At 68.5% G+C, this 13,769-nt stretch carries 13 protein-coding genes and 2 pseudogenes; 11 read left to right on the top strand and 4 right to left on the bottom strand.

All coding sequences use genetic code 11. The annotated features are described in order from the left end of the window. Positions 1 to 130 precede the first annotated feature (130 nt). The 4 genes and pseudogenes from ACEPPI_RS07900 to ACEPPI_RS07915 all read left to right on the top strand — a co-directional run. Positions 131 to 1,558, top strand: a complete 1,428-nt coding sequence (locus ACEPPI_RS07900; protein ID WP_373914496.1) for an MBL fold metallo-hydrolase RNA specificity domain-containing protein — start codon at positions 131 to 133, stop codon at positions 1,556 to 1,558. Between the two features lie 455 nt (positions 1,559 to 2,013). After that, positions 2,014 to 2,682 carry a CBS domain-containing protein gene (locus tag ACEPPI_RS07905; protein ID WP_373914497.1) on the top strand — a complete coding sequence of 223 codons (669 nt, stop codon included), beginning with the start codon at positions 2,014 to 2,016 and terminating at the stop codon, positions 2,680 to 2,682. A 173-nt stretch (positions 2,683 to 2,855) separates the two neighbouring features. Next, entirely contained in the window at positions 2,856 to 3,581 is a 726-nt protein-coding gene (locus tag ACEPPI_RS07910) for a hypothetical protein (protein WP_373914498.1), read from the top strand. Between the two features lie 60 nt (positions 3,582 to 3,641). Next, positions 3,642 to 4,268: pseudogene (locus ACEPPI_RS07915) on the top strand (transposase family protein); the annotation flags it as partial. 65 nt (positions 4,269 to 4,333) lie between these two features. Here the strand turns inward: ACEPPI_RS07915 and ACEPPI_RS07920 are convergent. The 3 genes from ACEPPI_RS07920 to ACEPPI_RS07930 all read right to left on the bottom strand — a co-directional run bounded on the left by ACEPPI_RS07920 (position 4,334) and on the right by ACEPPI_RS07930 (position 6,233). Continuing rightward, complete coding sequence (locus ACEPPI_RS07920) at positions 4,334 to 5,320, bottom strand: ABC transporter permease subunit (RefSeq protein WP_373914499.1); 987 nt, start codon at positions 5,318 to 5,320, stop codon at positions 4,334 to 4,336. After that, positions 5,257 to 5,730 carry an ATP-binding cassette domain-containing protein gene (locus ACEPPI_RS07925; protein WP_373914500.1) on the bottom strand — a complete coding sequence of 158 codons (474 nt, stop codon included), beginning with the start codon at positions 5,728 to 5,730 and terminating at the stop codon, positions 5,257 to 5,259. Before ACEPPI_RS07925 ends, ACEPPI_RS07920 begins: the two co-directional genes overlap by 64 nt. An 83-nt stretch (positions 5,731 to 5,813) precedes the next feature. Next, positions 5,814 to 6,233 (bottom strand): CBS domain-containing protein, encoded by a 420-nt coding sequence (locus ACEPPI_RS07930; RefSeq protein WP_373914501.1) that lies wholly within the window; start codon positions 6,231 to 6,233, stop codon positions 5,814 to 5,816. 840 nt (positions 6,234 to 7,073) lie between these two features. On the opposite strand from ACEPPI_RS07930, the gene ACEPPI_RS07935 reads away from it, so the two are divergent. The 7 genes and pseudogenes from ACEPPI_RS07935 (at position 7,074) to ACEPPI_RS07965 (ending at position 11,418) form a co-directional block, all read left to right on the top strand. Next, positions 7,074 to 7,508 (top strand): CBS domain-containing protein, encoded by a 435-nt coding sequence (locus tag ACEPPI_RS07935; RefSeq protein ID WP_373914502.1) that lies wholly within the window; start codon positions 7,074 to 7,076, stop codon positions 7,506 to 7,508. Between the two features lie 345 nt (positions 7,509 to 7,853). After that, positions 7,854 to 8,201, top strand: a pseudogene (locus ACEPPI_RS07940) (universal stress protein); the annotation flags it as partial. Beyond that, complete coding sequence (locus ACEPPI_RS07945; protein ID WP_373914556.1) at positions 8,099 to 8,551, top strand: universal stress protein; 453 nt, start codon at positions 8,099 to 8,101, stop codon at positions 8,549 to 8,551. The pseudogene ACEPPI_RS07940 and the gene ACEPPI_RS07945, both read left to right, overlap by 103 nt. 54 nt (positions 8,552 to 8,605) lie before the next feature. Then, complete coding sequence (locus ACEPPI_RS07950) at positions 8,606 to 9,265, top strand: CBS domain-containing protein (protein ID WP_373914503.1); 660 nt, start codon at positions 8,606 to 8,608, stop codon at positions 9,263 to 9,265. Between the two features lie 242 nt (positions 9,266 to 9,507). Beyond that, complete coding sequence (locus tag ACEPPI_RS07955; RefSeq protein ID WP_373914504.1) at positions 9,508 to 10,113, top strand: CBS domain-containing protein; 606 nt, start codon at positions 9,508 to 9,510, stop codon at positions 10,111 to 10,113. A 12-nt stretch (positions 10,114 to 10,125) separates the two neighbouring features. Next, positions 10,126 to 10,752 carry a CBS domain-containing protein gene (locus ACEPPI_RS07960; protein ID WP_373914505.1) on the top strand — a complete coding sequence of 209 codons (627 nt, stop codon included), beginning with the start codon at positions 10,126 to 10,128 and terminating at the stop codon, positions 10,750 to 10,752. A 9-nt stretch (positions 10,753 to 10,761) separates the two neighbouring features. After that, positions 10,762 to 11,418, top strand: coding sequence for a CBS domain-containing protein (locus ACEPPI_RS07965; protein ID WP_373914506.1), 657 nt, complete (start codon positions 10,762 to 10,764; stop codon positions 11,416 to 11,418). An 852-nt stretch (positions 11,419 to 12,270) separates the two neighbouring features. Here the strand turns inward: ACEPPI_RS07965 and ACEPPI_RS07970 are convergent. Next, positions 12,271 to 13,746: an AAA family ATPase gene (locus tag ACEPPI_RS07970; RefSeq protein WP_373914557.1), complete on the bottom strand. Its 1,476-nt coding sequence runs from the start codon at positions 13,744 to 13,746 to the stop codon at positions 12,271 to 12,273. Between the last annotated feature and the right edge of the window lie 23 nt (positions 13,747 to 13,769).

Raw genomic sequence — 13,769 nt, forward strand, 5'->3', positions numbered from 1 at the left:
CTGACCCCGACAGCTGCTTCGCCGCATGGGCCGGTCGGTCCCTGTCCTGCCCCTGTCGGCCCCCTCTCCGCCCCATGCGGCAAATGCGATGGTGAAGACCGGTACCCGCCTCGGAAGGAGGGCTGCCGCCATGGCCGAGACAGCCCCGACAACCGTGCCCTCGTCCTCCCGCCCTGCCCTGCTGCGCTTCCTGGGAGGCGTGCGGACCGTGACCGGCAGCAAGTTCCTGGTCGAGAGCGACCACGCCCGCATCCTCGTCGACTGCGGCCTCTTCCAGGGTTTCGCGGACCTGCGACGGCGCAACTGGGAGAAACTGGCGTGCGACGCCTCCGACATCCACGCCGTGGTCATCACCCATGCCCACCTGGACCACTGCGGCTACCTGCCCCGCCTGGTCCGGCACGGCTTCCGCGGGCCGATCCTGACCAGCGCCCACACCGCCCGCCTCGCCGAAATCGTCCTCCGTGACAGCGCGAAACTGCAGATGGAAGCCGCCCAGCACGCAAACGAACACGGCTGGTCCAAGCACCGGCCCGCCGCTCCGCTTTACGACGACAACGACGTGGACCAGACGGTCAAGTATTTCGACCCCGTGCCGGTGGGCGAAGAGGTCGAGATCATGGTGGGAACGAAGCTGAAGCTGCACCACTGCGGCCACATCCTCGGCTCCGCCTGGGTCCACCTCACGCTGGAGGACGGGCACACGCTCGCCGTCAGCGGCGACCTCGGCCGCCCCGGACACCCCTTGCTCCTCCCGCCGGAGCCGTTCACCGGCGCGGACGTGCTGTTGATGGAGTCCACCTACGGAGACCGGCGCCATGATCACGAGACGGCTCAGCGGGAGTTCGCCTCTGTGATCACCCGAACCCTCTCCCGGGGTGGAACCGTCGTGATCCCGGCCTTCGCGATCGACCGCACCGAGGTCGTACTGCACGAACTCGCCGGACTGCGCCGGGACGGTGTCCTGCCCCGCCACGTGCCGGTATACGTGGACAGCCCCATGGCCCTGGCCGCGCTCGGCGTCTACCGCGACGCCCTTCGTTCCCACTCCCCCGAGCTGCGGCCGGAGGCCCTGGCCCAGGGCGACCAGGCGATCAGCCCGGATCCCTTCCTTGCCGCCCGCACGGTGCAGGAATCCATCGACATCAACAACGCCGAGGGCCCGGCCGTCATCGTCTCCTCCGCCGGGATGGCGACGGGCGGGCGCGTCCTGCACCACCTGAGCAGGGTTCTTCCAGACCCGCGGAGTGCCGTGGTCATCGTCGGGTTCGCCGCAGCGGGCACCCGGGCCCGCGACCTCGTGGACGGCGCACGCACCCTCAAGATGTTCGGCGAGTACATCCCCGTACGAGCCGAGATCGCCGATGTACCGCACTTCTCGGCCCACGCCGACGCCGGTCAGATCATCGACTGGCTGCGCGGTGCCCGCGCACCCCACACCACCTACCTGGTCCACGGCGAGGAAAGCGCATCCGGGACACTCCGGGACCGCATCGACCGCGAGCTCGGTTGGACGGCCGTTGTCCCCAAGTCCGGGGAAGCTGTCCTGGTCCGCTGACCTGGGCCGCACGGCCCTGCGTTAGGTGCTCCCGAAGCCCCTGAGCCGGGCGCGAGCCCCTGGGGGAAGGGTTGGAGGCGCACACCACCATGGGCACCATGAGGTCCCTGCATCGAGAACGGCACCTTCGCCCTCGACATGCACGTTCCCGGGCACAGGGCCACGGTTGTCGATACCCTGGCCTCCTGGGAGCTGTTCGGCTGGTCCTGGTTGGTTCCGCCCTACGTCCGGCACCTCGGCGCCACCGCCACCCACCCGGTCCGGGCCCTCGAAATCGACGCCCACCGCCGTCCGGGAGCTCTGCAAGGAGGACTTCGCGGTAGGACGCGCCGCCTCGATCGCCGTCGCGGCCGTGACAGCGCAGCGCCTCTCCTCCGCCCGCACGCGGATCCTAGCCCTGTTCGCCCCTCACGGCAGCGGTCAGCCGCTCGCCCACGCCCGCTGAGGAACATGCCATGACCTCCACCCCGTACACCGTCGCCGACGTCATGACCCACAAGGTCGTGGCAGTCACTCCCACGGCAGAGTTCAAGGAAATCGTCACCGCCATCGAGCGGTGGAAGGTCACTGCCCTCCCCGTCGTCGAAGGTGAGGGACGGGTGGTCGGCGTCGTCTCGGAAGCCGACCTCCTGCCGAAAGAGGAGTTCCACGAACACCGCCCCGGCATGATCGAGCACATGCGTCGTCTCGCCGACACCTCGAAGGCCGGCTCCACGTGTGCCGCAGACCTTATGACGACCCCTGCCGTCACGGTGCACCCCAACGCGACCCTTCCCCAGGTCGCCCGCCTCATGGCCGAGCGGCACATCAAGCGCCTCCCGGTCGTCGACGCCGACGGCACCCTCAAGGGCATCGTCAGCCGCGCCGACCTCCTCAAGGTCTTCCTGCGTTCCGACGATGCACTCGCCGCCGAGATCAGCCACGAGGTCGTCGAGCAGCTCTTCCCCGTCTCGCGTAAGACCGTCAAGGTCGATGTCACGCAAGGAATCGTCACACTCTCCGGCCAGGTACGCGACGCACACCGCATCCCCTTGGCCACACGCCTCGCCCAAGCCGTCGAGGGAGTCGTGAACGTGCGCAATCGCCTGGAAGCGCTCGCCTCCGACCTGGATGACGGAGGCTAACGGGCTACACATGATCTGCGAGTGCGTGACGGGCCCCATCGGCGGTCCCCCAGCCAGCGAAGACGAGTAAGGAGCGGGGCACGTCAATGCCTCCTCCGGCCGACCGAGCTGGTGATTGCTCTGATGGGCGTGCCCCGGCATCGTGCGCGTGAGGCTTCGTGCACACTGCTGGCATGCCTGAGGACGAGGCGCACCACACCCCTCCAGACTCACTGCTCCAGGTGATCGACAACCTCGCGCGGTTCCATCGAGAGCATGAGAAGTACTACTCACAGGCCCCACTGCGGCAGGCCGGAGAGCTACAGGCGCGATCTCGGGCGTTGAAGTCACTGGCTGACTGGTGGAGCGACGTCGAAGCTGGTGAGCAGACGTCGACAATTGCGTTCGCCGGCACGGAGGACCTGAATGCACCGGGGCTCGTAGCGGAGTCGGGGATCCTCTTCATGGAAGGGGAGGACGAGCCCGCCGAACTCCGAAAATTGAAGAGGGAAGTCGGCATGCTTGCCGAAGACACCGAGCGGGGCGGCGCCTGGCTGGCCCACGCGATGGAGCAGGCGTGGGAGATCGCGGGAAGCCTGGCAGCCTACCCGGCGCTTGCCGACCTGTTGGGGGAGCGGCACCGGATCATCGCCAATGACTGGCAGTCAGCGGGACTGCAGGCTCTGGTCGCACGGCTGTTGCGCCGCGCCCTTGACCTGCTGGCCAGGGTCGACTTCTCTCCGGCGGCGCTCCGGGCCGACCTGCGAGGCGAGCGGAAGGCCCCTGACTACCTCTATTCGGCTTCTGAGCTGTTCGACCGGGCAGCCGACCTGATGGCGGAGTCAGCGACGCTTGTGCACGAGAACGAGAGGCGCTGGCGCATGTTCCGTGCCCGGGTTCGCGAGTTGCGATCCGAATAGGGCAGCAGCCGCAGGAGGGATCCGACCTCGCAAAATGATCTCCATGTTGCAGGTGTGCTCATGGCTACGGTGCTACGGTGCCGTCCTGGCACAGTCCCGTTAAGCGGGCTGAGCCCGCGCTGTTTCGGCAAGCTGGTCGCCGCACTGCGGCGGGAGGGTGCACACGCCTCGACCGGCGCTGAAACCTCGACGCAGAAGACCGACTGCTGGTGGTCATGGCTCACTGGCGTACGAATCAGAGGCCGCGTCAGCTCGGCCCGCTCTTCGGGATCTCGAAGCCGCGGCCGATCGGATCATCAACGACCTTGGGCCGCAATCGGGCACTGCAGGCCGCAAGGACACCGTGCTGACCGTGGACGGCACCTTGCACGACCTGGCCGAGCAGTCGAAGAACCGCCGATAGCCCACCATCCACCAGGTCGTCATCGACGCGGACACCCCGCTCGTCGTGGTCGTCGGCTGTGGCCATCGAGCACAGGGCTGGTAATCCTGCAGAGCCCGGACAGGCCGAACTGCCAGCCTGGAACGAAGAGCACAACGCTTCCCACCGCCAAGTCCGCAGCTGCGTGGAGTACGTCTTCGCCCGGATGAAGTGCTGGAAGCTCCTGCGTGATTGCCACCTGAAAGGCGCGGGGTCCACCACGCCACGCTCGGCACGCCCGGCTGCACCACCCCGCCCTTGCCGGACAGACGGAGCCACGAGGCAACCAGCCACCCTGCCACGAGCACGGTGATCATCCGCGGGACAGTCCTCAGGGGGACAGATCCCGCCTCATCAGCAAGGCGTGTGCCGCAACGAGTCCCAGCACTCCGACGCCGACGAGTACCCCCAACTGCGGCCACAGCACGTGTCCCTGGGCAAGTGCGTCACCCGGCGTGCAGTAGTGGAACGGGCTGGTGAAGCGGAGCGGCGCCGCCTTCGACCACGCCAGGGCAATGAAGTTCACCGCGAAACCCACGGCCCCGATCGCGATGGTCGCCCCGATCACCTGGGCCCGTCTGCGCCCCCACGCAGATACAGCCAGGGCCGGCCCCATCAGGCACAACGCAAACCCGCACCCCATCACCCCGGCGGCGAACACTCCGCTGAGCGGCACGTCCCGATGGATGTCCGGCGACAGAGCCACCCCCGTCGCCACCGTCAGCGTGGCGGCCGCGTTCAGAGCCAGCGCGGCCAGCCCCAACGCGACCGTACGCTCGGCCAGAAGGCGGTTGCGGGACACCGGGCGAACGATGAGCAGCTCGATGGTCCCCAACTCCACGTCGGCGGCCACGGCCGCAGCCGCAAGGGCACCGATCGCCGTCAGCTGCATGGCGATCCAGAACGGATGCACCAGGCCGGCCCCCAACAGCCCCGGGTAGCTCGCGATCGACACATCACCGGTGGACCCGCTGAACGCCCGGAAGGCCGACGGCGTCCCCTTCCCCCCCTCCCGGAGAACAGCTGGCCCGGCGGAATCGTGTTCGCCACGACGACGATCAGTGCCTCGAAGACGGCCATCCCGATCACCAGGGCGACCAGCATCCGCCGACGCCGGTGGAGCGCCAGCCACAACAACGGCCATCGGGAGTTCACAGCCCCGTACGATCGCGACGCGCCCGCAGGCCCGTTGCACCTCGGGCAGCACATGGCTGGACAGCAGCACCGTCCGGCCGCCGGCCGCGGCCTCCCTCATCAGCTCGAAGAACGTCTCCTGCACCAAGGGATCCAGTCCCTCGGTGGGCTCGTCCAGCACCACGAGCCGCGGATCGTGCTGCAACGCTTGACGAGGCCGATCTTCTGCTTCATGCCCCGCGAGTGCTCGCCCACCGTCCGCCGCAAGATCGCCGAGTCGAGCCCCAGCCGCTCGCACAGCTCCCCGCGGCGCCGCGACGGCACACCCTGCAGGGCGGAGAGAAAATCCAGGGTCTGCTCGCCCGTGGGCTCCGGATACAGCCGTAGCTCACCTGGCAGGTATCCGACCTCCGGGGCCAGCCGCCGGTGATCAGCTATGGGGTCCAGCCCCAGCATCAGCGCCCGGCCCGAAGTCGGCCGCAGCAGCCCCGTCAAGCACCGCAAGGTGGTCGTCTTGCCGGCCCCGTTCGGCCCGGGAAACCCGAAGACCTCCCCGGCCCGCACATTGAGCGTCAGCCCCTCCACACCGACCACAGCCCCGTACATCTTGGTCAGCCCGCTTAGCTCGATGGCATACCCGGCCGGGCCCCAGATCCCTTACCCGCCCTCACAGGGCTTCAAGGGACGGCGCAGACGGCCTCGACGAAGTGCCCAACCTGGTCTTCTGACAGATGGCGTGCCAGGTCGGCTTCGCTGATCATGCCGACGAGCCGGTGGTCTTCGATGACAGGCAGTCGTCGGACACGGTGCTCTTGCATGATGTGCAGGACCTGTCCGCTGTCTGCGTCCGCGGCGACCGTGAACGGCTTGCCCTCGGCCAGCATGCCTGCCGTCATGTGGTGCGGGTCCTTGCCCTTGGCCAGGCACTTGATCACGATGTCACGGTCGGTGATGATGCCGTGCAGCCGGTCATCCGGCCCACAGATCGGGAGTGCTCCCACTCCCAGTTCGCTCATGCGGCGTGCCGCGTCCATGAGCGTCTCCTCCTCGCGGGCGCAGGACGCGCCCTCGTGCATGATCTCTCGCGCGGTCGTCACGGCCGCCTCCTGGTTGGTTGTGGTGACAGAGCACGGAACTCCGAGTGACCTTTCTGAGGGTCCGGGAACACGCTGTGCCTAAGTTCCCCCCTCCTCGATTCATCTGCCCTGGGCTCGAGCGCCCGACAGGGACTCCTCCAATCTGCGCCTGGCCTGGAGAACGGTCTTGAGACCATCGGGTCCCTTGAGGGGACCATTCGGCCTAAACGAGAGGTGATGACTGTCAACTCGGGCCACCAGTGAAAGCCTGCGGCCACATGGGTGGCTTCGGCACCGCCCCCGGCCGGATACACGGGCTGGCATCGAGGTAGTGCCTGTCGGTTTGCCGCCCGGGCCGGCCCGGGCGGCGCAGCACCCCACCCACGACCTCCGAAGCGGATACGCGTACTCAACGTTCACGCCGCGCGCTGCGCTTCGAGGGGATGGCGCAGTCCGAGCGGGAGAACTCCGGGTGGCGACGCTGGAAGTCCGAGGCCAAGGCCCTCATGACACGCTGAGTTACATTACACTTCGCGGCAGCTTCGGGAGAGCAGGGCCATGACCGCTTGCACACCCGCCGATCAGCCGTGGTTCTCTCACCCGGACGGGTCCCCGCTGCCACGTCGGGCCAGGCGGAACTGCCGCCCAGCTCCGAAGTCGTCGCCTACTGCCGCAGCGAGTACTGCGTCCTGTCCCACGACGCCGTTCGGCTCCTCAACCCCCTTGGCCATCGCACCTGCAGCTGACCGACGGCATGCTGGAAGGGCGGCTGTCAGAACGGCCCGTGGACACCGAAGCCGCAGCATGAACTCCAACCTCCTGCTGCCCCACGGGCTGCAGGCTTCAGGGAGCAGCTGAACGATGAACGTATCCGATCGAATGAGCGCACCAGCAGTGACGATTCCTCCGCGGACACCGGTCGGTGAGGTGGCCCGGCAGATGGGCGAGTACGGGATCGGTTCCGTGGTGGTCACGGAAGGTGGGGCGCTTCGGGGTATCGTCACCGACCGTGACCTGGCCTTGCGCGCGCTGGCCGGGGGCCTGGATATGGGCGAGCCGGTGGATGCGGTGATGACATCCCCAGTCGTCACCGTGAATGCGACCGACGACATCCACGAGGCGTACCGGACCTTCCGGAGAACTGGGGTCCGCCGCCTGCCCGTGCTGGACGGAAGCCAGGTGGTGGGCATGCTGACCGTGGATGACCTGCTGATGGACGTCTTCCAGCGGGTGGCGGACCTACTCGGTCCCGTCGCGTGGAGCGTCCTCGAGGAACCACCCGGGCCGCCCTCCTGAACGTGTGCCTTCGCCCTCACACACGCCTTGTCCCGGCCGCGGAGAACGATGCCCGCGACGGATCACTCCCCCTCCCGAGTATGGGCGCGCCGGCGCACGGCGGTTTGCCGACAGCTCGACTCCCTCAAATTTCATCGAGGCGCTGAGCGAGCGCACCGGTCTCGCCCTGCCCGAGACCGACTATCCGGCGGTGAACACCCTGGATGGCTGCGCGGACCGCACCTCCGGGGAGTAGCGGGGGGCTGATCGGTCCCACATGGGGCCACTCGGCCCCTCCTCGGTCACCGCGCCGCAGGTGACGCTGGAAGAGGGCCGCCGTCCCGCGGCGCCCAAGGAGGTCTCGCCATGAAGCACCATGTGACCGTCGGTGTCGACGGCACTCCCGAGAGCCGGGCTGCGGCCCGTTGGGGCGCCCGGGAGGCGGCCTTGCGGGAAGTGCCGCTGAGGCTCGTCCACGCTGTCGACTGGCTGATCAGTCCCGCGGTACCGGGGCTGGGCAGCGAAGAAGCCGACCGTTGGGCCGCCGAGGCGCTCACCGACGCATTGGAAGACGTGCGACGCCGGTATCCCGGGCTGGAGACCTCGACGAGATGTCTCTCAGGCAGGCCAGCGGCAGCCCTCGCCGCGGAGGCGGTGAACGCCAGGCTGCTCGTACTCGGCTCCCGCGGGGTGGGAGGCCTGGTCGGATTCCTCATCGGCTCGGTGAGCTTGTCGACACTGGTATCCACCGAGACGCCTGTGGTGCTCGTACGCGTGTCGGACAAGAGCGAAGAAGCCCGGCCCATCCGGTACGGGGAGATCATCCTGGGGATCGACATCCACGAAGCAGCGGACATGGTCTTGACCTTCGCCTTCGAGGAAGCCGCCCGTCGCGGCTGCGCCCTGCGTGCGATCCACGGCTCGTTCAGGCCGCGGCTAGGGCAGACCTGGTGGTTGTGGGTCGCCATCTGCGCCGCTCGCCCCTGGGCGTGCATCTGGGGTCCGTGGCCCATGCGGTCCTGCACCACTCCGCGGCGCCCGTCGCGGTCATCGCTCACGACTGACGGCCCCACTCACAAGGAGATCGGACCATGTCTCATCGCACTGTCGCAGACGTCATGACCCGGAACGTGGCCACGGCGAGCCCCGAAGCCTCGCTCAAGACGGTCGCCCGGAGCCTTGACGACAACGGGGTCTCGGCCCTGCCCGTCGTGGACACCCGTCTCCACCCGATCGGCATCGTCTCCGAAGCCGACCTGCTCCGCAGGCAAGCCGGCCTGCCCGATACCGAAGGGCGCGACCCCATGCACACCACGGCGCCCATGGACCGTGCCTCCATGGACGCCCGGACCGCCGGCGATCTGATGTCCACCCCCGTCCTGACCGCCCGGCCGGAGTGGGGCATCGTCGAGACGGCCCGCTTCCTGCACGAGCGAGGTGTCAAGCGTCTGCCGGTGGTCGACGACACCGGAGCCCTGGTGGGCATCGTTAGCCGCACCGACCTGCTGCGCCCCATGCTCCGTCGCGACGACGCCATCCGCGATGAAATCGTCGACGACGTACTGGGCCGGACGCTCAGGATGACCCCGGGAGGCGTTGCCGTGACCGTAAACGAAGGGGTCGTCTCCCTGAGCGGCCAGGTCCAGGAGCGGTCAACCATTCCGATTGTCGAACAACTGTGCCAGTCGGTCGACGGGGTCGTCAGCGTGGACCAAGCCCTCGGCTACGCGATCGACGACCTGTCTCCAGTTGCCGACCCTCGCCATGCCACGCATTGACCCCCGCGACACAGGGCGGAAAGAGTTCCGCCTGCTTCTCGCGGATCCCGATCGTGCGGTGCACGGCCGCCAGCCGCTTCTCCGCATGCTCCCAGGGACCCTTTTCGTCAATTTCATGAAAGTACGCCCGTCACCTGGAGAACCGGGCTGATCAGCCCGAAGTGATCCCCTGGACGGCCCTGCCGCCAGGCGGGCACAGGTGGCGACGCTCGGACGTATCAGGACGCCGCTCTGGAGGCATCATGAAGCACCTGCACACCGTCGAGGACGTGATGACCCATGCCGTCATCTCCGTCGACCGCAGAACACCGTTCAAGGACATCGTGGAGGCCATGCGGCAGTGGCGGATCAGCGCCCTGCCCGTCCTGTCGGAGGAAGGTCGGGTCGCCGGCGTGGTGTCCGAAGCGGATCTGCTGCTCAAGGCCCAGGGCGCGGACGAGTCCCGCGCAGTCACAGCCGGGCAGCTGATGACCATACCGGCGGTCACCGCGACCAAGAACGCCACCATCCCCGGCGCCGCCCGCCTGATGGCCCGCAGCCACCTCAAGCGGCTCCCCGTCGTCGACGACGACGGCCGCCTCGTCGGCGTGGTCAGCCGGGGCGACCTCCTCAAGATCTACCTCCGCCCCGACGCCGACATCGCCGAGGAGCTCCGCGAACTGATCATGGCAGAGCTCATCCCCGCCGGCTCGGCCATGGTCCAGGTGCATGTGGCCGACGGCATCGTGCACCTGGACGGCTCCATCCCCGACCCGGCCCTGAAGGACGTGCTGGTGCGTGTCGCACGCACCGTACCGGGCGTCGTGGACGTCACGGCCGTGCGCCTCGACGCCGAAGTCCGCACGTGAAGGAGGCCGACGATGAGGCACCGCAGCGTCGCCGACCTGATGACCCCGACAGCCGTCAGCGTCCAACGGGGCACGCCGTTCAAGGAAATCGCAAGGCTGCTCAAAGAGTTCGACATCTCCGCCGTGCCCGTGGTGGACGAGGCCGAACGCCCCGTGGGCGTCGTCTCCGAGGCCGACCTGCTGCGCAAGCGCAGCTCCGGCAGCGGCACGAACACGGCCGCCGATCTCATGACCAGCCCCGCCGTCACCGCACAGACCGAATGGAGCGTCGTCCGCGCGGCGCGAGTCATGCGGGGGCGGCAGGTCAAGAGGCTGCCCGTGGTGGACGCCGCCGGCCGACTGATCGGCATCCTGAGCCGTAGTGACCTGCTTCAGCTCTTCCTTCGCAGGGACCACGCGATCCAGGAGGAAATCCTCGAAGACGTGGTGACCCACACCCTCGGGCTCAACCCGTCGTCGTTGACCGTCGAGGTCACCGACGGGCTGGTGACCCTCAGCGGCACCGTAAGCCGGCGCAGCCTGGTCCCCATCGTGCTGCGCCTGTGCCAGAGCGTCGACGGCGTCGTCGACGTGGTCAACCGGCTCGACTACGCACAGGACGACGTGTCGGTCGGCGCTCGAACGCCCACAGAGCGGTAGGAGAAGAGCATGAAGCATCGGGAAGTCCGCGAGCTGATGACCCGCGAGGTCGTCACCGTCCCCAACAACGCTCCGTTCAAGGACATCGCCCGCACCCTGACGGAGCACAAGGTGTCGGCCGTCCCGGTCGTCGACTCTGCCGGCCGTCCGCTCGGCGTGATCTCGGAACGGGACCTGCTGCCGAAGTCCGCCGGCCAAAGCGACTACTTCGGGTCACTTCCCGAACGGGAGGCCTGGCAGGAGGACAAGGCCGCGGGTACGCGCGCCGAGGAGTTGATGTCTTCGCCCCCCGTGTGTGCCCGGCCGGACTGGACCGTCGCCGAAGCCGCCCGGTTGATGGAAGCACAAGGAGTCAAGCGGCTCCTGGTCGTGGACGACGCGGACGTACTGATCGGAATCGTCAGCCGACGGGACCTGCTACGGATCTTCCTGCGGGACGACGAGGACATCCGTCACGAGATCATGGGTGACGTGCTCGACCTCAGCCTGCGCCAGAGCCCCTCGGCCATCACCGTGGGCGTCACCGACGGCCGGGTCGAGCTGCAAGGAACGGTCGACTACAAAAGCCTCATCCCACTCATCGAACGCCTCTGCCGGACCGTGGACGGCGTGGTCTCCGTCACCTCACGTCTCGGATACGCCATCGACGACACGCCCTCAGCCTGAGCGAGCCAACGACCGTGTCGAGTACCTCCGGATCCCACGGCCGGTCAGCACGTCGGCGCGGTCAAACCATCCCCTCCTCACGGTGAACGTGGCCCGTCAAGTGGATCCCGGTCATCCCCCATGCATGGGGAAGCCATCATGAACGATCGAATCGTCGCCAGCCTCTACTGATCCACGGAAAGCCCCGGAGCAGCCCACTGGGCGGCTCCTCGAGCGGCTGTGCCGATGAGGAGGGAGTGGACGTCTCCTACCCCCCCTCGTCGCCTTCCACCATGCGGTCCTCCCAGTGGCACTACAGGCCCTGGGCCAGGAGACGCTCATGAGCCAGCCGTGCGCCGCGCGCCGCGTGGGCCGATCCTTCTGTCTCCTGTGAGGGGTTGGCCTCCAACCCTTCGGCCAGTGCCCGCACTGCCTGGGCGAGCGTCTGCACCTGTGCTTCGACGAGGGACAAACGGTCCTGTTCGGAAGGGGTGCTCTGGGTGATGACAAAGCCTCCGTGATCAAGACAGCGGGTGTACGGCGTCACGTGCCACTGTGCGCCATGCCAAGGGGCGGGTCCACCGGAGGCATTCGGCACCTGCTCTTGCCGGGGGCGAGACAGATCTGCCGCAGGGCGAAGCGATCACCGCGGCCGTCCGCTTCGCGCTTCTTCTCTCCGGCCGGGCCGGCACCGGCAATAGAGGCCGCACTACCTCCCCCTGCACGTGCGTCATGCCGGAGAGACCCTGATTCACCCGGTCGTCGTGATCAGCCGCCCTGGCTTCGTGTTGGGACCACCGGCTCGCCCGGGCCCTTTGGAACAGGACGTTCGTTGCGGCGAGCGGGCGACTGCACACAGGCTCGCCACGCTGCTCAGTCCGGCTCCATGTAGGGGCGGCGGAAGACCGGGGCCTGGCCGGAGCCGTACGGGCGTACGGCCGCCATCGCCTGGATGACGGCGGCATTCAAAGGGCCGCCGGTGTCGATGGGGACGGCCTCGTCCCACGGCGGCTCCGTGGCTGCCATGGCCTTGGCCACCTCAGGGGTGGCGTCGGATGCTCCGGGGGCGCGGGTGGTCAGGCGTGCGGCCGACACCTCGCCCGGAACCTGGCAGTGCAGGGCCACCAGGTCGGCACTGGTGCGTTCGGCCATGCGCAGGGCAGCCTCACGCTGTCCCGCCTCGGACCAGGTGGCGTCGACGACGACGGACTCGCCCAGGGACAGCAGCGCGGACGCCCGGTCGAGCAGGGCGGCGTAGGTCCTCGCGGTCCACTCGGGCGTGTACAGCCCTTCGCCGTAGTCGGCGGCCGCGGATTCCTCCGCCGGGATGCCTGCCAGCTCCTTGCGCAGGCGGTCGCTGCTGAGCAGTGTGACGCCCAGACGATCGGCCAGTGCGCCGGAGAGCGTGGACTTCCCGCTGCCCGGGAGGCCGCCGACGAGGGTCAGGCCGACGGTGGAGGTGCGCAGATGGCGCAGCGTCGTGGTGACCAGTCGCCGTGCTGCCGCCTTCGCGCCGCGGGCGCCTTGAGCTGCCTGGATCAGGGACACCTTGGCCCGGACGAACGCGCGGTAGGCGACGTAGTGGTGCCACAGGGACGGCGGCGCAGGGTCGCCGGAGTACTCGCCGTACTGGGCGAGGAAGAGCGCCGCGGCCTCGGGGGCACCCGTCTGCTCCAGGTCCATTGCGAGGAAGGCCGCGTCGTCGAGTCCGTCGACGTAGCGGAGGCGGTCGTCGAATTCCAGGCAGTCCAGGATGCGGGGGCCGTCGTCGAGGCAGAAGATGTCCTGGGCGAGCAGGTCGCCGTGGCCGTCGACCACCCGTCCCTGCTCGATACGGGCGTCGAACAGTGTCTCGCGGCCGGTGAGGTAGCGACGCACCAGGCGCTCGATCTCCTCCACCCCGTCGAGCAGCCGGCCGTCTTCGGTCAGTTGCCTGACCTGCGTGAAGCTCGCTTCCCAGCGCGCGGACAGCGCGTCCCGCCTGCCCTGCTCGTCGATGTCCGGGCCGCGGGGCGCGTCCGCGTGACGGGCCGCCAGCAGGCGCGCGACGGACCGCAGGGCGTCGTCGACGTCGGCGCCTTCACTCACGAGCAGGGACAGGCGGCGTTCCGCCGGCATACGACGCATCACCACGAGAGGTTCTGGCGTGTCGGCGTCCGGTCCGCGAAATTCGCCCAGCCCCAGGTAGACGTCAGGGGCAAAGCGACGGTTGAGGGCGATCTCCCGTTCGCAGACGATCCGCCGGGCCGCCGTGGTCGTGTAGTCGAGGAACCCCAGGTCGACCGGCTTCTTGAGCTTGTAGGCGCGGTCGCCGACGAAGAACAGGACCGCGGTGTGCGTCTCGCACACCTCTGCGCGCGGGAGCGGCGGAG

The organism is Streptomyces sp. AB3(2024) (assembly GCF_041862025.1).
In the GTDB taxonomy this organism is placed as follows: Bacteria; Actinomycetota; Actinomycetes; order Streptomycetales; family Streptomycetaceae; genus Streptomyces.

Excerpts from the sequence above, each read along its gene's own strand:
- ACEPPI_RS07900 (WP_373914496.1), top strand. The coding sequence starts at position 131 with ATGGCCGAGACAGCCCCGACAACCGTGCCCTCGTCCTCCCGCCCTGCC.
- ACEPPI_RS07905 (WP_373914497.1), top strand. The coding sequence starts at position 2,014 with ATGACCTCCACCCCGTACACCGTCGCCGACGTCATGACCCACAAGGTC.
- ACEPPI_RS07910 (WP_373914498.1), top strand. The coding sequence starts at position 2,856 with ATGCCTGAGGACGAGGCGCACCACACCCCTCCAGACTCACTGCTCCAG.
- ACEPPI_RS07935 (WP_373914502.1), top strand. The coding sequence starts at position 7,074 with ATGAACGTATCCGATCGAATGAGCGCACCAGCAGTGACGATTCCTCCG.
- ACEPPI_RS07945 (WP_373914556.1), top strand. The coding sequence starts at position 8,099 with ATGTCTCTCAGGCAGGCCAGCGGCAGCCCTCGCCGCGGAGGCGGTGAA.
- ACEPPI_RS07950 (WP_373914503.1), top strand. The coding sequence starts at position 8,606 with ATGACCCGGAACGTGGCCACGGCGAGCCCCGAAGCCTCGCTCAAGACG.
- ACEPPI_RS07955 (WP_373914504.1), top strand. The coding sequence starts at position 9,508 with ATGAAGCACCTGCACACCGTCGAGGACGTGATGACCCATGCCGTCATC.
- ACEPPI_RS07960 (WP_373914505.1), top strand. The coding sequence starts at position 10,126 with ATGAGGCACCGCAGCGTCGCCGACCTGATGACCCCGACAGCCGTCAGC.
- ACEPPI_RS07965 (WP_373914506.1), top strand. The coding sequence starts at position 10,762 with ATGAAGCATCGGGAAGTCCGCGAGCTGATGACCCGCGAGGTCGTCACC.